Genomic DNA, 20134 nt, shown 5'->3' on the forward strand with positions numbered 1-20134 from the left:
GAGATATCGTCATCGCGCGTCTACGTGCCGAACGAGGAGCCGGATGCACAGGACGTCATCACGCTGATCAAGAAGGAAGGCCGCATCGGCATTGCCATTCCCGGCGACCTTCGGAGCGAAACGTTCTGCAAGGAGCTCGTCGAACGCACGATGCAGGGCCTCGGCGGGCTCGACGTCATCGTCTGCAACGCCGCGCGGCAGCAGGCACGCGACTCGATCCTCGATGTCTCCTCGGATGATTTCGATGCGACAATGAAGACCAATATCTACGCGCCGTTCTGGATCATCAAGGCGGCGCTGCCGCATCTGAAGCCGGGGGCCTGCATCATCGGCACCACGTCGGAGCAGGCCCACGATCCCTCGCCCTACGCACGGACCAAGGCGGCGACGATGAACTACGTCAAGTCGCTGGCAAAGCAGCTTGGCCCAAGCGGTATCCGCGTCAACGGCGTCGCGCCAGGCCCGATCTGGACGCCGCTTCAGGTCTCCGGCGGAAGCTGGAAAAGTTCGGCGGCCAGACGCCGATGGGTCGTCCCGGCCAGCCGGCGGAACTCGCCTCGATCTATGTGCAGCTGGCCGCAGCGGACGCGAGCTACGCCACGGGGCAGATCTATGGTTCGGCGGGCGGATCGGGGCAGCCTTAAAGGCCACGGAAGCGGAACTTCGCTCGCGCCCCCGCTTTACAACCTTGACACGGAGCTCCTTCGCCGACCGACCAACGATGGCACTCGCTACAGTCAAGCCGACCTGGATCGATATTGCGATCGCCGATGAAATCGCCGCTCATGCCAACCCACGCATGGAAGAGGCCGCGGAGGCCCTCACTTGGGGCGCCGACGAGCACGTGCTGCTGGCCCTCGCCGCCGCCGGCTGGCTCTACGCCTCGACGCGACGTCCGGCAGCGCGGCCGGTTGCCAACCACGTGCTTGCGGTGTCGCTCGTGACGGCGGTGCTGCCGCATATTCTGAAATCGGTCTTTGATCAGACCAGGCCGGACAGGCTCACCATCCGCGGCCATCGCCGCGGCATTCCGATGTCGGGGAAATCGCGCGACGCCTTTCCATCCGGACATGCCGTTCACATGGGTGCGCTTGCCTCTGCTGCTGGCCTGTTACCGCGCGGTCCGCGTCGCGCTTTGCGCGCCGTTGCCATCGGACTGTCGCTGACACGCATCGTCCTGCTGGCGCATTGGGCGAGCGACGTGGTGGCGGGCTTTGCGCTCGGCGCCGCGGTCGAGCGGCTGTTGAGACCGCGCGCGCTCATGAAGCGCAATGCGCGGGAACGGCCGTGACGGAGCAGGTCCTACGCTTCGTTGCGGGAGGCCTGATCGTATCCGCCTTCGCGATCCTGAGCGACATGCTGCGGCCCAAGAGCTTTGCCGGCCTGTTGAGCGCCGCACCCTCGGTCGCGCTGGCGACACTCGGCATTGCCGTCGCCCAGCATGGCGCGACTTACGCCGCGGCCGAAAGCTGGACAATGATCTATGGCGCCGTTGCGCTCGCCTGCTACAGCTTCGTCGTGTGCCAATTGCTGATGCGATGGCACATGGCGGCACTGTCCGCGACGATCATCTCTTTCGTCGTCTGGCTCGCCGTCGCGTTCGGACTGCTGACGAGCTTCGGGGGATTCACGTGATGCCCGTCAAGCTGTCGACGTCATCCCTGAAGCAAACGCATTGGTACGAATATCTCATCCGTTTCGTGCTCGGCGGTGCCGCGACCGTCCTGGCCGGTCTCATCGGCAAGCAATTCGGTACGTCCGTGGGCGGCCTGTTCCTCGCGCTGCCCGCGATCTTCTGTGCCAGCGCCACGCTGATCGATCGCCACGAACGCCACAAGAAGGAGAAGGCTGGTCTGAGCGGCGAAAGACGTGGCCGACAGGCTGCCGCACTCGATGCCGCGGGCGCCGGATTGGGAAGCGTCGGCCTCGTCACCTTCGCAGCTGTGTTCTACATCACCGTCCTGGCAAGCGTTGCAGTGGCCTTCGCAGTCGCGCTGCTCGCGTGGGGAATCGTTGCCGTGTCGATGTGGTGGCTGCGTCGCAAGCTGCGCGTCGCACGCCATGACCGGCAGCACGGCCACACATCTGCCGACCGGCTAGCGTCGTAGTGACAGAAACTCGTGCATCTCGGCGGCAGACTGAAGCTGCTCGAGACGCGCCAGAAGCAACTCGCGCTGCCGTCCACCTCGCAGTTTTGCAAGCTCGTCCTCGAGCCGGCGACGGTGCTCTTCGAGCCGTTGCTCGAATGTGTGGGGATCAGAACGTTTCCGTTTCCGCATCGCGACCTCGTGGGGGTTGCAGGCCCGGGCTATTGGCCCACCGGTCGAGTTGCTCAATCACCCTCCGATGACTTGGCCGGCGCGGCTCCGGCGCCTCGGGCTCTTCGGATAGTCTGCGCGGCAGTCTGACCTGATCGGGCATCGCTTCTCTCCAGTTTCTTGGAGCGATATTGAAGTCCAGCATGCACACTTATAGCCGCTCCCGCAATTACATAAGTTATTGATTTTGCGTGATAAATTCACTCATTTGGCGAAATTTGAGGAGCTTGCGGAACCCGCGCCGAGTTGGTTCGTTGAGTAAACTACTAACCTTGCCAATTTTGAGTGGCTGAACATGAACGATCTTCGCGCCGAGCGACTGCAAGTCATGCTCTCGCCTGAAGAACTGAGTGCAGTCGACGATTTCCGCTTCCGCCACCGCATGCCGACACGCGCCGCCGCGGTGCGCGAACTTCTCAAGCTTGGTCTCGCCAGTGCCGGCATCGATGGCCTGGCTGGTGTCAAGTCGAGCGACTATGGCGTGTTCGGTCGCGGCCCTGCCGGCCACACGCCGAGCGATGCCGAGGATTGATCGCACTTGCGAGAGCACAACGGCAAACGACCCCGGCACGGGTATGCCAGGGCCGTCCTTGGAGATTGCTTCCGGCCCACCGGGGTATGAAGCCGCAAGCAATCCACTTACGCGTCCGAGATGAATTCGTTCCTCTAGGTCTCAACCGGTCGGCGGCGTGCCGGAATCATCAGGGGTCATGCCCGACCCCGGCGTCTTGGCCTGATCGTTCAACTCGGGATCGCGCGTTGCTTCCTTCGACGGCGAACCCTTCGCACCGGATTTGTGTACGGACTGCGCGCGCTGCTTGTCGCGCGGCTGCTCCTCGGCGCGCTTGTCGCGAACGATGCCATGGTTGGAATGCGTCATGATTGTACTTCCCGCGTTTCGTCTGTCTTAAAGACGCTTACGCGCCGCAACCGCAATGGTTCCGGAGCAGCGGGGAATCAGGGAGGTCAACCGTGCCTAACTGCGCGCATGCTGCGCGACAGGCCGCGACGAATGCGCCAAATGGACTTGCCGCAGCGTCGTCACCGTCGCGAAGGTGGCGGAAATGCCAAACGCCATGATGAGGACGAACAGAGCCAGACGGGGAGCCATTGCAATCCTCCTGCTGGAAATGAACAAACGGGGTCTGTAGTGACCTTACTCCGGATCATCGTCAGTTGGTCGCGCATCGTCCGTGAGCGGTCTCACACGAGGACTCACGAACGCGAGAGCGGCTATGATGTCGGCTTCTTTTGCGGCACGCGTTGGGTGACTGGCGGGATTTCGCCGTCGAGCCAGTCCTGCTCCTCCGCCAGCGCCGACCAGGCTTCCGCCATCCGCTGGTAGCGTTTGAAGGCGGGTTGTCCCTCGGCCCGCTCGGCAAGATGCAGGCAGTTCTCGGCGTTTTCCCTGAAAATATCGGATTGCTTCATATCGGACAGGTGGGAAGCAAGGGTGCTGCACGCAACCGCCCTTACCGGATCGTAATGTCGCGGGAACTTCTGCTGCAACCCGCTATTGACGGTCCATGCGCATGATCGTCGCCACCGTCCTGTTGTTCATCAACACCGCCGTGCTCGCCGACAGTAGCGACGAGCGAACATGGGCAGGGCACGATTCCGTGCGCACACCGACGGCAACCGACGTCATCAGCGGCCTCTATGCGTTCGGGCGATTCCAGCAAGGCCTGCTCGAGAGCGCCGATCTCAGGGGCAATCAGGAGGTCAAGACCCTGGCGATCTCGCGGGCCGAGGATGCAGCAAAGCGCGACAAGGCGCTGAAGCAGATCCAGCAAGCGATCGGCGCCGAGCCGAACGTTCGCAAGGCCTCGACAGCGGGCGCCGCACTCACCGGCCCCGACGACTCTGAAGGGCCGACCTACGTCAGGCAATTCTACGCGGCGCAAGTCGCCGAATATGAAGAGACCATCGCCCTGCTCGAGCGCTATCTGCGAGCGCCCGACAATGACGCGCTCAGCGTCTTCGCGCGCGAACAATTGCCGGTCCTGCGGTCGCAGCTCAGGGACGCCGCGCGTACGATGGCCGACAAGTAGACACTCACCGTTCGGGATGATGCTGCTCGCTCTCCGGCTTCACGGTGCGATTGCTCTCGGGCATCTTGTCCCTGCCCTGGTCGCCATTGTTGTCCCGGCCGCCCGAGGTAGATGTGCCGCTGCCGCTCCGGCTCGGCTGCGTTGCCGCTCCCGTTGTCGGTGCGGAGCCGGGTGTAGCTGAACTCGCCGCCGGGTCTCCCGTGACGGCCCCTCGGCCGCTCGGTGCACCGTTTTGCGCATAGGCCGCGCCGGCGATCAGCAAGGTGGCCGCAATGGCTACGGTTACTATTCTCATAACACGCTCCTTCTTTTCACGGGCTAACCGGAGGTCGCGCGCTCCGTTCCGAACGTCCCGTTCTGCCGTTCCGCGTTGGGAACGACGCTCGCAAGCCGAAGAAAAAATTCCTGAAATCGATGGAACCCTGTTCCCTCCCCCGCGTTGTCTCGGCCGGGCTGAGCGAGGCAGGTTCCAGTTATTCGTGCTCCAATGTTGTAGCTTGATTTGGAATTTCGCTGACGTTCTATTTCCAGAACTGCGTACTGCTTTGGATTCGGAAACGCACCTGCGGGGGGAATGAAATGAGCGACCTCGATCCCGGACCACTTTCGCAATCCGGTCGTCGCGTCCCCAAACGAAAAGTGAATGGCACTCCGGAAGCCGACTCCCGGCAGGAATTGCTGCTGGCATTGCAAGCGATGCGCAGCGGTGATTTCTCCGTGCGCATGAGCGGCGACTATCTCGGCATCGATGGCAAGATCGCCGACACCTTCAATGAGATCATCGCCGCGAACCAGCGCATGGCACAGCAGCTCGAGCTGGTCGGCCAGGTGGTGGGGCGTGAAGGCAAGACGCGCCAGCGCGTCAAATTCGGCCTCGCCTCCGGCTCATGGGCCGACATGGAAGGCTCGGTCAACACGCTGATCGACGATCTCCTATGGCCGACCCGCGAGGTGACGCGCGCAGTCGCGGCGGTGGCGCAAGGCGACCTGCTGCAAACCGTCAAGCTCGACGTCGACGGCCGCCCCTTGCGCGGCGAATTCTTGCAATCGGCGACCATCGTCAACACCATGATCAAGCAGCTCGGCGTGTTCACCTCCGAGGTGACGCGCGTGGCCCGCGAGGTCGGCACCGAAGGCAAGCTCGGCGGTCAGGCCCAGGTACCGGAAGTGACCGGCGTCTGGAAGGATTTGACCGAGAGCGTCAACTCGATGGCGAACAACCTGACCAACCAGGTGCGCAACCTCGCAGAGGTGACGATCGCGGTGGCCAATGGCGACCTTTCCAAAAAGATCACGGTCGACGTCCGCGGCGAAATTTTGCAGCTCAAGGAAGCCATCAACACGATGGTGGACCAGCTTCGCTCCTTCGCCTCGGAAGTGACGCGCGTGGCGCGCGAGGTCGGCACCGACGGTAAGCTCGGCGGCCAGGCCATCGTGCCCGGCGTCGCCGGCACCTGGAAGGACCTCACCGACTCCGTCAATGCAATGTGTGGCAACCTGACCGCGCAGGTTCGCAATATCGCCCACGTGACCACCGCCGTGGCGCGCGGCGACCTGTCCCGCAAGATCACCGTGGACGTGCGCGGCGAAATTCTGGAGCTGAAGGACACCATCAACACCATGGTGGACCAGCTCAACTCCTTTGCATCCGAAGTGACGCGCGTCGCGCGCGAGGTCGGTACGGAAGGAAAGCTCGGCGGCCAGGCGCAAGTGCCCGGTGTGGCCGGCACCTGGAAGGACCTCACCGACAACGTCAACTTCATGGCCTCGAACCTGACTGCGCAGGTTCGCAACATCGCCGACGTCGCGACCGCGATCGCGAGCGGCGACCTCTCCAAGAAGATCACGGTGAACGTGTCGGGCGAGATCCTTCAGCTCAAGGAAACGCTCAACACCATGGTCGACCAGCTCAACGCGTTCGCCGGCGAAGTGACACGCGTGGCGCGCGAAGTCGGCACCGAAGGGCGGCTCGGCGGCCAGGCCAACGTGCTCGGCGTCGCCGGCACCTGGAAGGACCTCACGGAGAGCGTCAACTCGATGGCGTCGAACCTTACGGCGCAAGTCCGCAACATCGCCGAGGTGACGACGGCCGTCGCGGGCGGCGATCTCTCGAAGAAGATCACCGTGGACGTGCGCGGCGAGATCCTGGAGCTGAAGGACACCATCAACACCATGGTGGACCAGCTCAACGCATTCGCAGGCGAAGTGACGCGCGTCGCGCGCGAGGTCGGCACCGAAGGCAAGCTCGGCGGTCAGGCTCAGGTGCGTGGCGTCGCGGGCACCTGGAAGGACTTGACCGACTCGGTCAACTCGATGGCCTCGAACCTGACCGGCCAGGTCCGCAACATCGCCGAGGTCGCGACCGCCGTGGCCAAGGGCGACCTGTCGAAGAAGATCACCGTGAACGTGTCGGGCGAGATCCTTCAGCTCAAGGAAACGCTGAACACGATGGTCGACCAGCTCAACGCCTTCGCCGGTGAGGTGACGCGCGTCGCGCGCGAGGTCGGCACCGAAGGCAAGCTGGGCGGCCAGGCCGAGGTGCCCGGCGTCGCCGGCACCTGGAAGGATCTCACCGATAGCGTGAACTCGATGGCGGGTAACCTCACCGCCCAGGTCCGCAACATCGCCGAAGTGGCAACCGCAATCGCCGGCGGCGACTTGTCACGAAAAATTACCGTCGACGTGCGCGGCGAGATCCTTCAGCTCAAGGACACGCTGAACACGATGGTCGACCAGCTCAACCGCTTCGCGGGCGAGGTGACACGCGTGGCGCGCGAGGTCGGCACCGAAGGCCGTCTCGGCGGCCAGGCCAACGTGCCCGGCGTCGCCGGGACCTGGAAGGACCTCACCGATAGCGTGAACTCGATGGCGGGCAACCTCACCGCCCAAGTCCGCAACATCGCCGAAGTGACGACTGCCGTGGCGCGCGGCGACTTGTCGCGCAAGATCACCGTCGATGTGCGCGGCGAGATCCTTGAGCTGAAAAACACCATCAACACCATGGTGGACCAGCTCAACGCCTTCGCTTCGGAAGTGACGCGCGTCGCGCGCGAGGTCGGCACCGAAGGCAAGCTCGGCGGCCAGGCACAAGTGCCTGAAGTCGCCGGCACCTGGAAGGACCTCACCGACAACGTCAACTTCATGGCTTCGAACCTGACCGCACAGGTGCGCAACATCGCCGAGGTCGCCACCGCCATTGCCGGCGGCGACCTTTCGAAGAAGATCACGGTCGACGTGCGCGGCGAGATCCTGCTGCTGAAGGACACTCTGAACACGATGGTCGAGCAACTCCGCTCCTTCGCCGCCGAAGTGACGCGCGTCGCGCGCGAGGTCGGCACCGAGGGTCGGCTCGGCGGTCAAGCCGTGGTGCCCGGCGTGGGTGGCACCTGGAAGGACCTCACCGACAACGTCAATCTCCTGGCCGCAAATCTCACCACGCAGGTGCGCAACATCGCCGAGGTCACGACCGCCGTGGCCCGCGGCGACCTCTCCCGCAAGATCACCGTCGATGTGAAGGGCGAGATCCTCGAGCTGAAGAACACCATCAACACCATGGTGGACCAGCTCAACGCCTTCGCCGGCGAGGTGACGCGCGTCGCGCGCGAGGTCGGCACCGAAGGCAAGCTCGGCGGCCAGGCCCAGGTGCCTGGCGTCGCCGGCACCTGGAAGGACCTCACCGACACCGTGAACTTCATGGCGGCGAACCTCACCGAGCAGGTGCGCGGCATCGTCAAGGTCGTGACCGCGGTTGCCAACGGCGACCTGAAGCAGAATCTCACGGTGAAATCGAAGGGCGAGGTCGCCGCTCTGGGCGATACCATCAACAACATGACCGAGACGCTCGCGACCTTCGCCGATCAGGTTACGTCGGTGGCGCGCGAGGTCGGCGTCGAGGGACGCCTTGGCGGCCAGGCCAACGTGCCGGGCGCGGCCGGCACCTGGAAGGACCTGACCGGCAACGTCAATCTGCTGGCGGCGAATCTCACCTCGCAGGTGCGCGCCATCGCGGAGGTCGCGACCGCCGTGACCAAGGGCGACCTGACCCGGTCGATCCAGGTCGATGCCCGCGGCGAGGTCGCAGAGCTGAAAGACAACATCAACACCATGATCACCAACCTGCGTCTCACCACGGACGTGAACACCGAGCAGGATTGGCTGAAGACGAACCTTGCCAAATTCACCAACATGCTCCAGGGCCAGCGCGACCTCACCACCGTCGGCCGTCTCCTGCTCTCCGAGCTGTCGCCGCTGGTGAATGCCCATACCGGCGTGATCTACCAGATCGAGAACGAGGACAGCCCGCAGCTCCGCCTACTAGCCTCCTATGCCGGCGACGGCGCCTATCCCTATCCGCAGGTGCTGCAATTCGGTGACGGTCTCTCCGGGCAATGTGCGCTCGACAAGCGCCCGCGCGTGATCGCGGACATCCCGGCCGACGTGGTGCCGGTCAACTCGGCGCTGCTGCGCGCCGTGCCGAAGAATCTGGTGGTACTGCCGGTGCTGTTCGAGAGCCAGGTCAAGGCTGTGATCGAGCTCGCCTCGCTCGCCTCATTCACGACCTCGCAAATGACTTTCCTGGAGCAGCTCACGGACTCCATCGGCATCGTGCTCAACTCGATCGAGGCGACGATGCAGACCGAAGGCCTGCTCAAGCAGTCGCAACAGCTTGCAGGTGAGCTCCAGGCCCAGCAGCGCGAATTGCAGCAGACCAACGACCAGCTCGAGCAGAAGGCGCAGCAGCTCGCCGAGCGCAACGTGGAAGTCGAGCGCAAGAACCAGGAGATCGAACAGGCCCGCCGCGCACTCGAGGAGAAAGCAACCGAACTTGCGCTGACCTCGAAATACAAGTCCGAATTCCTCGCCAATATGAGCCACGAACTGCGTACGCCGCTGAACTCGATCCTGATCCTCGGCCAGCAGCTCACCGACAATCCGGATGGCAACCTCTCGGCGAAGCAGGTCGAGTTCGCCCGCACGATCCACGGCGCCGGCACCGACCTGTTGAACCTGATCAGCGACATTCTCGATCTTTCCAAGATCGAGTCCGGCACAGTGACGGTCGATGCCGAGGAGATCCTGACCGCGAACCTGCTGGAGACCGTCGGGCGTCCGTTCCGGCACGAGGCGGAGAACCGCAACCTGTCCTTCAACATCGAGGTCGATCCGAACCTCGCCCGCAGCATCGTCACCGACTCCAAGCGGCTGCAACAGGTGCTGAAGAACCTGTTGTCGAACGCCTTCAAGTTCACGGCCGATGGCGGCGTGCGCCTGAAGGTCGCCGATGCGCCCGGCGGCTGGACACCGGATCACCCCGTGCTCAACGCTGCACCGGCAGTGATCGCGTTCGAGGTCTCGGATACCGGCATCGGCATTCCCCTGGAGAAGCAGAAGCTGATCTTCGAGGCCTTCCAGCAGGCCGACGCCGGCACCAGTCGCAAATATGGCGGCACCGGCCTCGGGCTCGCTATCAGCCGCGAGCTCGCAAGCCTGCTTGGCGGCGAGATCCATCTGCGCAGCGCGACTGGCAAGGGCTCCACTTTCACGCTGTACCTGCCGCTCAAATACTCGGGGCCGACGCTCGCGCCACGGGCCGCGCCCACGGCCAACCAGCCGCCCGCGCTCCAGGCGCAGGCGACTGCGCCCGAGCGGGTCATCGAGCAACTTCCTGACGACCGGCTCAATCTCGAGCCGGGAGACACCATTCTGTTGATCGTCGAGGACGACCCGCATTATGCCCGCGTGCTGGTCGATCTCGCCCGCGACAAGGGTTTCAAGGTGCTGGTCGCCGCACGCGGCGCTGAAGCCCTGGAGCTCGCCAAGCAATATCAGCCGACGGCGGTGTCGCTCGACGTCTTCCTGCCGGACATGCTGGGCTGGACGGTGTTGAGCCAGCTCAAGCATAATCCACTGACCCGCCACATCCCCGTGCAGATCATCACGCTGGACGAGGACCGCCAGCACGCACTCGCTCGCGGTGCCTTCTCCTTCGTCAACAAGCCGACGACGACCGAGGGCGTTTCCGCCGCGCTGACCCAGATCAAGGAATACGCAAGGCCGCGGCGCAAGCGGCTCCTCATCGTCGAGGACAACGAAGCGGAGCAGCTCTCGATCCGCGAGCTGCTGCATCACGACGACATCGAGATCGTGGCGACCGACACCGGCGCTGGCGCGCTCTCGACGCTGCGCGACGCTCCTTGCGATTGCGTGGTGCTGGATCTACGCTTGCCGGACATGAGCGGGTTCGAGGTGCTGGACCAAATCCGCAGCGACGAGAGGCTGTCGAACATTCCGGTCGTGGTCTTCACGGGGCGCGAGCTCTCGGCCGAAGAGGATGCCGAGCTCCACACCATGGCGCGCAGCATCGTGGTCAAGGGTGTGGAGTCGCCCGAACGCCTGCTTGACGAGACCGCGCTGTTCCTGCACCGGGTGATCACGGAGCTGCCGACCGAGAAGCAGCGCATGCTGGAGAAGCTGAACAGTTCCGACGAGGACCTGATCGGCAAGACCGCCCTGCTCGTCGACGACGATGCCCGCAACATCTTCGCGCTGTCGAGCGTGCTGGAACGTCGCGGCATGAAGGTGCTGACCGCCACCACCGGCCGCGAGGCGGTGGCGCTGGTGGAATCCAATCCGGAGATCGCGATCGTGCTGATGGACATCATGATGCCGCAGATGGATGGCTATCAGACCATCGGCGTGATTCGGGAGAACCCGGCCTTTTTGCGCCTGCCGATCATCGCGCTGACCGCGAAGGCGATGAAGGGCGATCGGGAGAAATGTCTGGAAGCGGGCGCTTCCGACTATCTCGCCAAACCCGTCAACACCGATCAATTGCTGCTTGCGATCCGCATGTGGCTGCATCGCTGAGTGGGATCCGAATATGGACCACGAAAAGGTCAACATCCTCCTCGTCGACGACCAGCCGGCCAAGCTGCTCGCCTATGAGGTGATCCTGAAGGACCTCGGCGAGAACCTCGTGATCGCCTCCTCCGGCCGCGAGGCGCTGGAAATCCTGCTGAAGAGCGAGATCGCGGTGATCCTGGTCGACGTGTGCATGCCCGAGCTCGACGGCTTCGAGCTCGCGGCGATGATCCGCGAGCATCCGCGCTTCCAGAAGATCGCGATGATCTTCATCTCGGCAATCCAGGTTTCCGACATCGATCGCCTGCGCGGCTACGAGATGGGCGCGGTCGACTACGTTCCGGTGCCGGTCGTGCCGGAGGTGCTGCGAGCCAAGATCAAGGTGTTCGCTGAACTCTATCGCAAGACGCGCGAGCTCGAGCGGCTGAACCAGGAACTGGAGGATCGCGTTCGCGCGCGCACCGCCGAGCTTGAGAGCTCCACCGCCAAGCTGCTCGAGAGCGAGCAACGGCGCAGCATGGCGATCGCCGCCGGCAAGATGGGATCCTGGGACTGGGACTGGATCAACGGCGACTGGATGTGGGACGAAGGTCAGTATCGCATCTTCGGCGTCAGCCCGGAGACCTTCTACGTCACCTCGGCCAGCGTGCAGGCGCTGCTGCACCCCGACGATGTCGATCAATTCCGCAAGGCGATCGCCGAATTCAACACGGGCACGCGCGCCTACGAAGCCGAATTCCGCATTCAGCGGCCGGATGGCGAGGTGCGCTGGTGCGTCGGAACGGCGGCGGCAACGCTGGACGGAAACGGTCGCGTGGTGCGGGTGAGCGGCGTCACTGTCGACATCACCGAGCGCAAGCGCGCCGAAGATCGGCAGAACCTGCTCGCCCGCGAAGTCGACCACCGCGCCAAGAACGCCCTGGCGCTCGCGCAATCAATCGTCCGGCTGACCCGCGCCGACGACGTCAAGACCTACGTCAATGCCGTCGAAGGACGTATCAATGCGCTGGCGCGCGTGCACACCATCCTGTCGCTGTCGAGCTGGCAGGGCGCCGAGATCAACAAGCTCATCGAGGAGGAGCTCGCGCCCTATTCACTCGGCGGCCAGATCCGTCTGTCGGGTCCCGAAGTGCAGCTCGTGCCGGCTACCGCGCAAACGCTGGCGCTGGCGCTGCACGAGCTGTTCACCAATTCGGCCAAATACGGCGCGTTGTCGACACGGTCGGGGCGGCTTGCGATCGGCTGGGAGGTGAGTGGCGAGATGCTCGCGCTGACCTGGGAGGAATCCGGGGGGCCCCTGGTCAGGCAGCCGAAGGCGCGCGGCTTTGGTACCAAGAGCCTGCTCGCGAGCGTCGAGTCCCAACTCGGCGGACAGGCGCAGTTCGATTGGCGCGCCGAGGGTCTTCTGTGCCGCCTCGAAGTGCCGCTGACACGGAAGGCGACGCTGCCGGCAGCCGGAAATTTCGACGCAGCGATCGCCGGCGAATTGCAGCGCGCCTCGGGCTAGCGCCGGGCCCGCACCCTCACCGCCTGCATCTGCAACGGCGCATCAGCGATGCGCCCCTCAAGCCAGGCTTCGCTCCGCTCCAGATCGCGCAATGCCATCGCGTAGCTTCGCGCGGCGCGCTGCTCCGCACCACGCGGCAGCGTGCGCGCCTTGCGCAGCATTTCCGCCGCCGCGTTGCGATAGGCAAGGGAGCGGTACAGAAAGATCACCTTTCCCATTCGAGCTTTCCTTGTCGTTGCTCCAGTCCCGACCTTCTCACGCCTCTCATGAACGCCACCTGAAGATCGCGCACTATGAATATTTGTTCAGGAAGACGCGGCCTCAGAGGAACTCGCGATGATCCAGTGCGTTTTTCCGGACGATTGCCGAGGGCGACAATGCGAACGCGAAAATCGCCACGTTTGGTTTCGACGGCCGGCGCCATCACGTTGATGACGCAGGCGATGATGGGCGCCGCCCTCGGACTCACCTTCGGCCTCGCGCTGGTGCTCATCAATCCTGCCGTTGCGACACTGCTCAGGGCTGGCGGAAGCCCGACCATTTTCGTGTTCGTCATCACACTCGTGACGAGCTTTGCGATCGGCGCAACGCTGACCGGTGCCGTATTCGTTTTGATGGATGACAAGGAAACTTGAAGCACGCGCGACGGCGCATGTTGAGCTCGCGCTGGAACTCTCGCGCCCAATCGCTGTTGGCTCCCTGCGTCAATTTTACTCAAGGGAGTTCCGCGCATGAACAAAACCAAGCTCGCCTTAGCCATGATCCTGGCCACCGGCCTCGCCGCCGCGCCATTGGCTGCCCAAGCCAAAACGCACAAAAAGCACCATTCGTCCGCGACGTCGTCGCAGACCACGACCGGTGCGAACATGAAATCGAGCGGCGGCGGAGCCGCCAATCCATCGAGCCAGGGCAATGTCGGCCCGGGCACCAATCAAGCCGGCAGCATGAACACGCCGAGCAGCTCGAAGTGAGCGCATTTGCACCACCCGGAAGAGCCCCGCATCTGCGGGGCTTTTTCTTGCTTGACAGGATCCGACGCGCGATGCGGCTAACTAAGGCGCAATGAGATGAGGACGAATCGTCATCGCGCTTTGGGATGTTGTTTAAGCATGATCTCTTCGGAAAAAACGCTCCAGACGCTTCCGGATCATGATTTAGCGCCACATCGTGGGGGCACGGTTGAGCGCATCGCGGCCGGCGCGACTGAGTTCGTCGGCCGAGCAGCAGCCCATCCGGATCATCTCGATGACTGTCGCGGCAACGCGCTCGCGCGCGGCCGTCTCGGATGCGGGTATGCCCGCGCAGATCTCAGCGAGAACCGCGCGCAGCAGCGCTGTCGTCTCGGTGTCCGACATCGGAAAACTCCGGCACGTCGCGGGACGTGTCCGACATAGCCCCGTCGGATGTCAGGCATGTTAAGGCTTAAGGTCGGAACGGGACAGCGCTATGCTTTGCGGCTCGCACTTCACGAGGGTTTCGAGCATCGCGCGCTTTCGCGCAATCAAAAGCAGGGCTGCGGCATCGTCGAGGCCCGCACGCTGCAACTGGCGAATGGCTGAGCCCAGTTCGAGAATCTCTGCACGCAGTTTCAGAATCCGGTACGAGTCCGGGTCCTCATCCACGGCGAGCCTCCGAAAAGTTTAGCAGCGAGCAGCGATGCGCTGCGGTTTGCCCGCATTCTTCACCTCGGCGCGTAGTCTTACCCGCTCTCCGATATTAGGCACGAAATCGCCGCCACCGGCCGACTTCCAGTCGGCGATCAGCCGCTTCATGTCCTGGCGCAATCCGAGCAATCGCACCGCGCTTTCGCTGCAATCGCGATCGCGGTTGACCAGGTCGCGCACCGACGTCTCAAGGTCGATCATACCCGACCTTAAAGCACTGATTTTACGACGAATTTCATTAATTCTGTTGTCCATGGCTTGTTAGAACAAAATAAGAACATATAGTCAAGTCACGATTCAGGGATGGAGAGTGGAAATGCGAGTGGAAGGTAAATACGACGCCAAGGATTTCCTCACCGCGCAGATGACGCGGGCCCAGGTCCTGCGGCTGAGGCGGCTGAGCGAGGAAGCCTATCAGCCCGGTCAGTATGCGAGGGATCTCAGCTTCGACGAGGCCGCAAAGCGCATCCAGGCGTTGGAGGCCGAGATCGAGCTTGCCAATTCGTTCTGACCTGCCGGCTCACTTCCGCGCAAAGGCCTCCTTGAGGAAGCAGAGCCCGTCATAGGTAAGCCGCGACTCGCCCGTCTCCCCTCTGGCGATCTCCGCTTCGAGGAAGGTCTCGAGCTCAGGGAGCGCGCGTTCGAACTTGTCGCGCGCGCCCATCATCTCGCAGGTCTCGCGGATGCGTTCGATCGGCCTGTCGAGGATGTTGATCGTGACCATTGCGGTTAATCCGCACTGCTGCCGGTCCGTTCCGCGCGGGATGATTTTGTTCTCCGCCACGCGTCAACCGCCGGCGGTGACGCGCCAGACGGTGTTGCCGGAATCATCCGCAATCAGAAGCGCGCCGGATTTGTCGACCGCCAGCCCCACCGGACGACCGCGCGCCTTGTTGTCGCTGTCGAGAAAGCCGGTCACGACGTCCTGTGCCTTGCCGTCGGGCTGGCCGTCCCTGAACGGTACATACACGACCTTGTAGCCGTTGAGCGTCTGGCGATTCCAGCTACCGTGCTCGCCGACGAAGGCGCCGCCGCGGTAGCTCTCTGGCAGCGCGCTCGCTGTGTAGAAGGCAAGCCCCAGGGGAGCGACGTGCGAGCTCAGCGCATAGTCGGGTACAATCGCGCTTTCCACGAGATCCGGCCGCTGCGGCTGCACGCGCGGATCAAGGTGCTTGCCATAATAACTGTACGGCCAGCCGTAGAAGCCGCCGTCCTTCACCGAGGTCAGATAGTCGGGCACGAGATCGGGACCGAGCTCGTCGCGCTCGTTGACGATGGTCCAGAGTTTTCCGCTCTGCGGCTCGAAGCCGAGCCCGGTTGGATTGCGCAAACCTTCCGCGAACAGGCGCGAGCGTCCCGTCTCACGATCGACCTCCCAGATCGCGGCGCGATCGCGCTCGGCGCCGATCCCGTTCTCAACGATGTTGCTGTTGGAGCCGACGCCGACATAGAGCTTCGAGCCGTCCGGGCTCGCGATCATCGCCTTGGTCCAGTGGTGGTCGATCGGACCGCCCGGCAACGGCGTCAACACCGTGCCGGACGCGGTGATCCTGGTGTCGCCCTCATGGTAAGGATATTTCACGATCGCATCGGTGTTGGCGACGTAGAGATCGTTGCCGACTAACGCCACGCCGAAGGGCGATTTGAGTTGATCGAGGAAGGTGCTCTGCACCTCCGGTACGCCGTCGCCATTGCTGTCGCGCAACAGCGTGATCCGGTTGCTCGCTGCCTCCTCGCCGCCGGACGTCGCCATCTTCTCGATCCAGCCCATGACTACGGATTTGGGACGATGGACCGGCTCGATCGCCGGCGATTTGGACTCGACCACCAGCACGTCGCCATTGGGCAGCACGAAGATCGATCGCGGATGCTGCAATCCCTTGGCGAGGGCCTTGATCTTCAAGCCTTTCGCTACAGCCGGCGTCTCGTTCTCCTTCCAGCCGATGATGCGGGCAACGTTCATGGGCGGAAACAAATATTGCTGAATCGCGGGCAGATTGGGCTGCGATCCGACCTGCGCCGCCGGATCGCCACCGCCATCATTGCAGCCAGCGAGAAGCGCCAGAGACGTTCCGGCAAGTGCGAGCTTCGCGATCTGCCGTTTGCACGAGAACGACATCATCGCGCGATCCCGATCCGGTCACGATAGACCATCGTCCAGCCCTGCCAGCCCGTGAACAACAACAGCAGCACCACGATGGCGGAAAGGATCAGCCCAGTGGGCACGACCGAGGTCCAGCCGTCGCGGCTGTGGACGAAGGCGTTGGCGAGCGACAACACCATGACCAGCACATTGCCGGCCAGATGCAGCCAGGCTGCGCTATGCGCTCGCACCAGGCGATTGCTGAGAAAATCCGTCAGCCCGGCAATCGCGGCCAGCGTTCCCATGACAAGGCCCGCCAGCAGCAGCCAGGATGAAAAGTTCGCCCACATCACGTCCGCCGTCCGCCAATAGGCGAGATCGGTGACCAGCGTTCCGACGAAGCAGACGATCGGAAACGGCACCAGCATTGGATGGATCGGATGCTTGGCAATGTGGACGGTGGGGCCGAGATCGGTGGTCGTCAAGACTGAGAACCTCACGCTGAGGAATGCGTGTTGGACCAACAGTTTCATATCGCGGCCGTTCCTATCTCGGCCGCTCCAAACGGAACCATGCATATGTGGAGCGGTTCTGTCCTTGAAGGGAGGATGCTCATGGCACGCAAGGCAAAGAAACGGCGCTATTCGAGAAGCTCCGGCAAGGACGTCGAAAGCGAGATGCGTCGCTACAAGAAAGGCACGGCCAAGAGCGGTCGTGGTGGACGCGGTGGGCGCGTAAAGAGCCGCAAGCAGGCGATCGCGATCGGCTTGTCGAAGGCGCGCAAGAAGGGCAAGAAGGTCCCGAAGAAGAAGACGTCGAAACGGAAGAGCTCGAAGAAGAAGTCGAGCAAGAAGCGTTCCGGGTGAGACGACATCCGGCGGCGCGCGAAGTTCTCGTGCGCCGCGCAATGTCGATGCCTGCCCTTCAGATCATGGTGCCGGGCATGAAGCAGCGGATCGAAATGCCGAACGCCGTTTTCACCGGCCAGACCATGGTTCGCCCGGCGCGGTTTGGCTCCGTGATAACGGCCTCATCGGGCACCTCGACCCACTGACCGTCGATGCGCACGCGATAGTGCCCCCCATATGATTCCCAATCGGGATCGGCTACAGCCACGCCATCGGCATCTGAGCAACATGGACCGAGATGGCTGCGCAGGCTGTCGAACCATGGCTTGAGCGGCGAATCCGCATAGCGTCCGTCGTCGCGACCCAGCGCGCTTTGGGTGCAGAGCACAAGCGGCACCAGCAGTAACGCGCGCCTGCTGAAGGCCTTCAATCGATCCATCGTTGCACCGATCCCTGACGAGGTCCGGTTCCACAAAGCAGCCCCCTCGGGGAGTTCCGCCGATGCAACCGTTGCTCGCCCGCCGAGTCGCAAAGGCGACTCGCGACCACTTTGAGTGAATGTGGATTTTTGGGCCGAACCCTGTCCGTAACAGATCCGTTAACGCGAATGTTATCGGTCGCCGCCGGCTTATCCCCTCAACTGAGCCGCTTTCGCCGATGGCGATCATCGTGGAACGCGGCCAAACTTCCAAATCAAACCAGCAGCGTTCCCGAAACGGTTATCGGCGGCAGGTGTTGGTCCGGCGTGTGAAGACAACGGAGACAGCACATGAACTGGAAACGATTTGCCGCAGCCGCAGTCCTCACCACCGCCATGGCTGCGCCTGCGTTGGCGCAGGAGCCTCACGCGCGTTCGGTAGCCGCAAGGAACCACCATGGAGAGGTTTACTACCATGAGGGCTCGGGTTTCTGGCCGGGCGACCTAGCCGCCGGCGTGGTCGGCGGCGCGATCGGAACGGCAGGTGCGATTGCGACCGCGCCGTTCCGCGGCGGGTATTGCGAACCCGGCATGACCTATATCGGTCCAGACGGCTTGCGACACCGCTGCTGGTAAGCCGCGTCGATACGAAAGAGGCGGCCGCGAGGCCGCCTCTTTACTTTTTGCGCAAACTTTCTTTGCTCAGGCGAGTGGCACCGCGACGAATTTCGTCGCCTCCGCGCTCTTCACCTGCAACAGCACGCTGCGCTTGCCAGCGGATTTCGCCTGCTTCAGCTCAGCGCGGACGTCGTCGATGCTGGCGACAGCCTTGCCGCCGACATTGAGGATGACGTCGCCGGTTTGGATGCCGCGGCTCGCCGCTGGGCCTTCCGGATCAACCGAGGTGACGACGACACCCTTTTGGCCCGCGCCCTGTACGTCCCCGGCCGGAGCGAGGCTGAGGCCGAGACGCGGCGTGCCTGCGGTCGGCTGACCTTCGTCCGCCTTGCTATTCGCCTTGGCCTGACGCTCGTTCGGAAGCTCGCCGAGGTTCACGCTCACGGTCTTGCTCTCACCCTTGTGCCAGACGTCGAGCTTTACCGAGCTGCCCGGCGCCATCGTGCCGATGGTACGGGCAAGATCGCGGGAGTCCTTGATCGCCGTGCCGTTGACGGCAACGATGACGTCACCGGCCTCGATGCCGGCTTTGGACGCCGGGCTGTTGTCCTGCGGGGTATCGACGATCGCGCCGCGGGCTTCCTTCAGCCCGAGGCTGTCGGCAATATCAGCCGTCACCGGCTGCACCTGGACGCCGAGCCAGCCGCGCGTGACCGAGCCGTTGTCCTTGAGCTGGGCGACGACGAGCTTCGCGGTATTGGCCGGAATGTCGAAGCCGATGCCGACCGAGCCGCCAGACGGCGAGAAGATCGCAGTGTTCACGCCGATCACGTTGCCGTTCATGTCGAAGGCCGGACCGCCGGAATTGCCCTTGTTGATGGGCGCGTCGATCTGGATGTAATCGTCATAGGGACCCGCGCCGATGTCGCGGCCATTGGCCGAGACGATGCCCGCCGTCACCGTGCCGCCGAGGCCGAACGGGTTCCCGACGGCAACCACCCAGTCGCCGATCCGCGGGCGCTGCTCGGAGAATTTCACGAACGGAAAGTCCTTCTTGCCGTCGACCTTGATCAGCGCGAGGTCGGTCTTCGGATCGGTGCCGACAACCTTCGCCGTGTAGATCGTACCGTCGTCCGCCGTCACCTGCACGGACTGGGCGTGGTCGACGACGTGATTGTTGGTCACCGCGTAGCCGTCGGCCGAGATGAAGAAGCCCGAGCCCTCGCCGGTGATCACGCGGTGGCGCTGCGGCATGCCATTGGGCATCTGCTGCATGCCCTTCGGCAGGCGGAAGCCGAACTCCTTCGGGAACTGATCGAACGGTGAATCCTCATCCGAATCCATCCGGTTCTGCTGCAGCATCGCATTCTTGTCGTCGGTCTGGTCGATCTTGACGCGCACCGAAATGACGGCGGGCTTCACCTTGGCTACCAGATCGGCAAAGCTGGGTGGAGTCTGCGCCGACTCGGCAGCCAGCGCCGGCGAGGTGAAGGACGCGCCGTTGAACGGCGAGTTCGAAGCACCGGCAAGCACGGCAACGCCGAGCGCGGCCACGGTGCCGAGCAGCGCGAGGCGCCGGGGTTTCAGGATCGCACGCGGCTTGGCGGAATCGGAATTGATGTGATCGTTCATGTCGAAATGTCCATGTTGTATGAGCAGTCGCCTTGCTCCCAACATTGACGACGCAACATTACGACGTCCCGTCCACGCGATTAATTCTTGGCAAAGAAGCTGCGACGCGCCGCCGCGGCTGGCCGGCTTGATGC

26 protein-coding genes and 1 pseudogene are annotated in these 20134 nt (G+C 63.5%); 13 read left to right on the forward strand and 14 right to left on the reverse strand.

Translation table 11 applies throughout. From position 1 onward, the window contains the following. Positions 1–21: 21 nt before the first annotated feature. The 4 genes and pseudogenes from SO180_RS10240 to SO180_RS10255 all read left to right on the forward strand — a co-directional run. Positions 22–644 (forward strand): annotated as a pseudogene (locus SO180_RS10240) (SDR family oxidoreductase); the annotation flags it as partial. 77 nt (positions 645–721) lie between these two features. After that, on the forward strand, positions 722–1291 hold the full coding sequence (locus SO180_RS10245) for a phosphatase PAP2 family protein (RefSeq protein ID WP_449378687.1): 570 nt from the start codon (positions 722–724) through the stop codon (positions 1289–1291). Next, a complete protein-coding gene (locus SO180_RS10250; RefSeq protein WP_449378688.1) occupies positions 1288–1635 on the forward strand; it encodes a DUF3147 family protein in 348 nt (115 codons plus the stop codon). Before SO180_RS10245 ends, SO180_RS10250 begins: the two co-directional genes overlap by 4 nt. Beyond that, entirely contained in the window at positions 1635–2108 is a 474-nt protein-coding gene (locus SO180_RS10255) for a DUF3147 family protein (RefSeq protein ID WP_449378689.1), read from the forward strand. Before SO180_RS10250 ends, SO180_RS10255 begins: the two co-directional genes overlap by 1 nt. On the opposite strand, the gene SO180_RS10260 is transcribed toward SO180_RS10255, so the two are convergent. Further along, positions 2097–2279, reverse strand: a complete 183-nt coding sequence (locus tag SO180_RS10260; protein ID WP_449378690.1) for a hypothetical protein — start codon at positions 2277–2279, stop codon at positions 2097–2099. The genes SO180_RS10255 and SO180_RS10260 overlap by 12 nt on opposite strands. Positions 2280–2613: 334 nt before the next feature. Here SO180_RS10260 and SO180_RS10265 point away from each other — a divergent pair, with 334 nt between their 5' ends. Continuing rightward, positions 2614–2850, forward strand: a complete 237-nt coding sequence (locus SO180_RS10265) for a hypothetical protein (RefSeq protein WP_449378691.1) — start codon at positions 2614–2616, stop codon at positions 2848–2850. Between the two features lie 141 nt (positions 2851–2991). Here the strand turns inward: SO180_RS10265 and SO180_RS10270 are convergent, their stop codons facing one another. From SO180_RS10270 to SO180_RS10280, 3 genes are all read right to left on the reverse strand, one after another. After that, complete coding sequence (locus tag SO180_RS10270) at positions 2992–3198, reverse strand: hypothetical protein (protein WP_449378692.1); 207 nt, start codon at positions 3196–3198, stop codon at positions 2992–2994. A gap of 96 nt (positions 3199–3294) precedes the next feature. Then, positions 3295–3429, reverse strand: a complete 135-nt coding sequence (locus SO180_RS10275) for a hypothetical protein (protein WP_449378693.1) — start codon at positions 3427–3429, stop codon at positions 3295–3297. Positions 3430–3551: 122 nt separating this feature from the next. Beyond that, positions 3552–3749 (reverse strand): hypothetical protein, encoded by a 198-nt coding sequence (locus SO180_RS10280; RefSeq protein ID WP_449378774.1) that lies wholly within the window; start codon positions 3747–3749, stop codon positions 3552–3554. A gap of 95 nt (positions 3750–3844) precedes the next feature. On the opposite strand from SO180_RS10280, the gene SO180_RS10285 reads away from it, so the two are divergent. After that, complete coding sequence (locus SO180_RS10285) at positions 3845–4369, forward strand: DUF4142 domain-containing protein (protein WP_449378694.1); 525 nt, start codon at positions 3845–3847, stop codon at positions 4367–4369. Positions 4370–4373: 4 nt separating this feature from the next. Here the strand turns inward: SO180_RS10285 and SO180_RS10290 are convergent, their stop codons facing one another. Continuing rightward, positions 4374–4664 carry a hypothetical protein gene (locus tag SO180_RS10290; protein ID WP_449378695.1) on the reverse strand — a complete coding sequence of 97 codons (291 nt, stop codon included), beginning with the start codon at positions 4662–4664 and terminating at the stop codon, positions 4374–4376. 284 nt (positions 4665–4948) lie between these two features. Here SO180_RS10290 and SO180_RS10295 point away from each other — a divergent pair, with 284 nt between their 5' ends. Together SO180_RS10295 and SO180_RS10300 are read left to right on the forward strand one after the other, a co-directional pair. Next, complete coding sequence (locus tag SO180_RS10295; protein ID WP_449378696.1) at positions 4949–11236, forward strand: HAMP domain-containing protein; 6288 nt, start codon at positions 4949–4951, stop codon at positions 11234–11236. A gap of 13 nt (positions 11237–11249) precedes the next feature. Beyond that, entirely contained in the window at positions 11250–12737 is a 1488-nt protein-coding gene (locus tag SO180_RS10300; RefSeq protein WP_449378697.1) for an HWE histidine kinase domain-containing protein, read from the forward strand. Here SO180_RS10300 and SO180_RS10305 read toward each other — a convergent pair. Continuing rightward, the gene (locus tag SO180_RS10305; RefSeq protein ID WP_254107440.1) at positions 12734–12955 is read right to left on the reverse strand and encodes a hypothetical protein; all 222 of its coding nucleotides are present in this window, start codon (positions 12953–12955) and stop codon (positions 12734–12736) included. The genes SO180_RS10300 and SO180_RS10305 overlap by 4 nt on opposite strands. 159 nt (positions 12956–13114) lie before the next feature. On the opposite strand from SO180_RS10305, the gene SO180_RS10310 reads away from it, so the two are divergent. Continuing rightward, a complete protein-coding gene (locus tag SO180_RS10310; protein WP_449378698.1) occupies positions 13115–13372 on the forward strand; it encodes a hypothetical protein in 258 nt (85 codons plus the stop codon). A gap of 96 nt (positions 13373–13468) precedes the next feature. After that, entirely contained in the window at positions 13469–13708 is a 240-nt protein-coding gene (locus SO180_RS10315) for a hypothetical protein (protein WP_449378699.1), read from the forward strand. Positions 13709–13891: 183 nt separating this feature from the next. On the opposite strand, the gene SO180_RS10320 is transcribed toward SO180_RS10315, so the two are convergent. Genes SO180_RS10320 through SO180_RS10330 form a run of 3 tightly spaced genes read right to left on the reverse strand, consistent with a single transcriptional unit; the run spans position 13892 to position 14656 of the window. After that, positions 13892–14092: a hypothetical protein gene (locus SO180_RS10320; RefSeq protein WP_449378700.1), complete on the reverse strand. Its 201-nt coding sequence runs from the start codon at positions 14090–14092 to the stop codon at positions 13892–13894. 60 nt (positions 14093–14152) lie between these two features. Further along, the gene (locus tag SO180_RS10325) at positions 14153–14359 is read right to left on the reverse strand and encodes a hypothetical protein (RefSeq protein ID WP_449378701.1); all 207 of its coding nucleotides are present in this window, start codon (positions 14357–14359) and stop codon (positions 14153–14155) included. Between the two features lie 18 nt (positions 14360–14377). Next, positions 14378–14656: a hypothetical protein gene (locus SO180_RS10330; protein WP_449378702.1), complete on the reverse strand. Its 279-nt coding sequence runs from the start codon at positions 14654–14656 to the stop codon at positions 14378–14380. A 61-nt stretch (positions 14657–14717) separates the two neighbouring features. Here SO180_RS10330 and SO180_RS10335 point away from each other — a divergent pair, with 61 nt between their 5' ends. Then, positions 14718–14912, forward strand: coding sequence for a DUF3072 domain-containing protein (locus tag SO180_RS10335; protein ID WP_449378703.1), 195 nt, complete (start codon positions 14718–14720; stop codon positions 14910–14912). 9 nt (positions 14913–14921) lie between these two features. Here SO180_RS10335 and SO180_RS10340 read toward each other — a convergent pair whose 3' ends face one another. The 3 genes from SO180_RS10340 to SO180_RS10350 all read right to left on the reverse strand — a co-directional run bounded on the left by SO180_RS10340 (position 14922) and on the right by SO180_RS10350 (position 16969). Further along, the gene (locus tag SO180_RS10340) at positions 14922–15125 is read right to left on the reverse strand and encodes a hypothetical protein (protein WP_449378704.1); all 204 of its coding nucleotides are present in this window, start codon (positions 15123–15125) and stop codon (positions 14922–14924) included. 63 nt (positions 15126–15188) lie between these two features. Further along, positions 15189–16523 carry a PQQ-dependent sugar dehydrogenase gene (locus tag SO180_RS10345; protein WP_449378705.1) on the reverse strand — a complete coding sequence of 445 codons (1335 nt, stop codon included), beginning with the start codon at positions 16521–16523 and terminating at the stop codon, positions 15189–15191. After that, positions 16520–16969: a DUF2231 domain-containing protein gene (locus tag SO180_RS10350; RefSeq protein ID WP_449378706.1), complete on the reverse strand. Its 450-nt coding sequence runs from the start codon at positions 16967–16969 to the stop codon at positions 16520–16522. Before SO180_RS10350 ends, SO180_RS10345 begins: the two co-directional genes overlap by 4 nt. Before the next feature lie 129 nt (positions 16970–17098). Here SO180_RS10350 and SO180_RS10355 point away from each other — a divergent pair, with 129 nt between their 5' ends. Continuing rightward, complete coding sequence (locus SO180_RS10355) at positions 17099–17350, forward strand: DUF6496 domain-containing protein (RefSeq protein ID WP_449378707.1); 252 nt, start codon at positions 17099–17101, stop codon at positions 17348–17350. 58 nt (positions 17351–17408) lie between these two features. On the opposite strand, the gene SO180_RS10360 is transcribed toward SO180_RS10355, so the two are convergent. Continuing rightward, a complete protein-coding gene (locus SO180_RS10360; RefSeq protein WP_449378708.1) occupies positions 17409–17771 on the reverse strand; it encodes a hypothetical protein in 363 nt (120 codons plus the stop codon). Between the two features lie 330 nt (positions 17772–18101). Between SO180_RS10360 and SO180_RS10365 the strand changes: the two genes are divergently transcribed. Next, positions 18102–18386, forward strand: coding sequence for a hypothetical protein (locus SO180_RS10365; RefSeq protein WP_449378709.1), 285 nt, complete (start codon positions 18102–18104; stop codon positions 18384–18386). 66 nt (positions 18387–18452) lie between these two features. Here SO180_RS10365 and SO180_RS10370 read toward each other — a convergent pair whose 3' ends face one another. Continuing rightward, a complete protein-coding gene (locus SO180_RS10370; protein ID WP_449378710.1) occupies positions 18453–20000 on the reverse strand; it encodes a Do family serine endopeptidase in 1548 nt (515 codons plus the stop codon). Positions 20001–20134 lie beyond the last annotated feature (134 nt).

The sequence above is a fragment of the Bradyrhizobium sp. UFLA05-112 genome, assembly GCF_053572325.1.

Bases quoted from the DNA above. Each gene is read 5' to 3' on its own strand.
- SO180_RS10285 (WP_449378694.1), top strand. From the start codon at position 3,845: ATGCGCATGATCGTCGCCACCGTCCTGTTGTTCATCAACACCGCCGTG.
- SO180_RS10300 (WP_449378697.1), top strand. From the start codon at position 11,250: ATGGACCACGAAAAGGTCAACATCCTCCTCGTCGACGACCAGCCGGCC.
- SO180_RS10275 (WP_449378693.1), bottom strand. From the start codon at position 3,429: ATGGCTCCCCGTCTGGCTCTGTTCGTCCTCATCATGGCGTTTGGCATT.
- SO180_RS10330 (WP_449378702.1), bottom strand. From the start codon at position 14,656: ATGGACAACAGAATTAATGAAATTCGTCGTAAAATCAGTGCTTTAAGG.
- SO180_RS10370 (WP_449378710.1), bottom strand. From the start codon at position 20,000: ATGAACGATCACATCAATTCCGATTCCGCCAAGCCGCGTGCGATCCTG.
- SO180_RS10360 (WP_449378708.1), bottom strand. From the start codon at position 17,771: ATGGATCGATTGAAGGCCTTCAGCAGGCGCGCGTTACTGCTGGTGCCG.
- SO180_RS10295 (WP_449378696.1), top strand. From the start codon at position 4,949: ATGAGCGACCTCGATCCCGGACCACTTTCGCAATCCGGTCGTCGCGTC.
- SO180_RS10280 (WP_449378774.1), bottom strand. From the start codon at position 3,749: ATGAAGCAATCCGATATTTTCAGGGAAAACGCCGAGAACTGCCTGCAT.
- SO180_RS10315 (WP_449378699.1), top strand. From the start codon at position 13,469: ATGAACAAAACCAAGCTCGCCTTAGCCATGATCCTGGCCACCGGCCTC.
- SO180_RS10355 (WP_449378707.1), top strand. From the start codon at position 17,099: ATGGCACGCAAGGCAAAGAAACGGCGCTATTCGAGAAGCTCCGGCAAG.
- SO180_RS10265 (WP_449378691.1), top strand. From the start codon at position 2,614: ATGAACGATCTTCGCGCCGAGCGACTGCAAGTCATGCTCTCGCCTGAA.
- SO180_RS10310 (WP_449378698.1), top strand. From the start codon at position 13,115: ATGCGAACGCGAAAATCGCCACGTTTGGTTTCGACGGCCGGCGCCATC.
- SO180_RS10245 (WP_449378687.1), top strand. From the start codon at position 722: ATGGCACTCGCTACAGTCAAGCCGACCTGGATCGATATTGCGATCGCC.
- SO180_RS10305 (WP_254107440.1), bottom strand. From the start codon at position 12,955: ATGGGAAAGGTGATCTTTCTGTACCGCTCCCTTGCCTATCGCAACGCG.
- SO180_RS10270 (WP_449378692.1), bottom strand. From the start codon at position 3,198: ATGACGCATTCCAACCATGGCATCGTTCGCGACAAGCGCGCCGAGGAG.
- SO180_RS10320 (WP_449378700.1), bottom strand. From the start codon at position 14,092: ATGTCGGACACCGAGACGACAGCGCTGCTGCGCGCGGTTCTCGCTGAG.
- SO180_RS10335 (WP_449378703.1), top strand. From the start codon at position 14,718: ATGCGAGTGGAAGGTAAATACGACGCCAAGGATTTCCTCACCGCGCAG.
- SO180_RS10365 (WP_449378709.1), top strand. From the start codon at position 18,102: ATGAACTGGAAACGATTTGCCGCAGCCGCAGTCCTCACCACCGCCATG.
- SO180_RS10290 (WP_449378695.1), bottom strand. From the start codon at position 4,664: ATGAGAATAGTAACCGTAGCCATTGCGGCCACCTTGCTGATCGCCGGC.
- SO180_RS10260 (WP_449378690.1), bottom strand. From the start codon at position 2,279: ATGCGGAAACGGAAACGTTCTGATCCCCACACATTCGAGCAACGGCTC.
- SO180_RS10340 (WP_449378704.1), bottom strand. From the start codon at position 15,125: ATGGTCACGATCAACATCCTCGACAGGCCGATCGAACGCATCCGCGAG.
- SO180_RS10345 (WP_449378705.1), bottom strand. From the start codon at position 16,523: ATGATGTCGTTCTCGTGCAAACGGCAGATCGCGAAGCTCGCACTTGCC.
- SO180_RS10255 (WP_449378689.1), top strand. From the start codon at position 1,635: ATGCCCGTCAAGCTGTCGACGTCATCCCTGAAGCAAACGCATTGGTAC.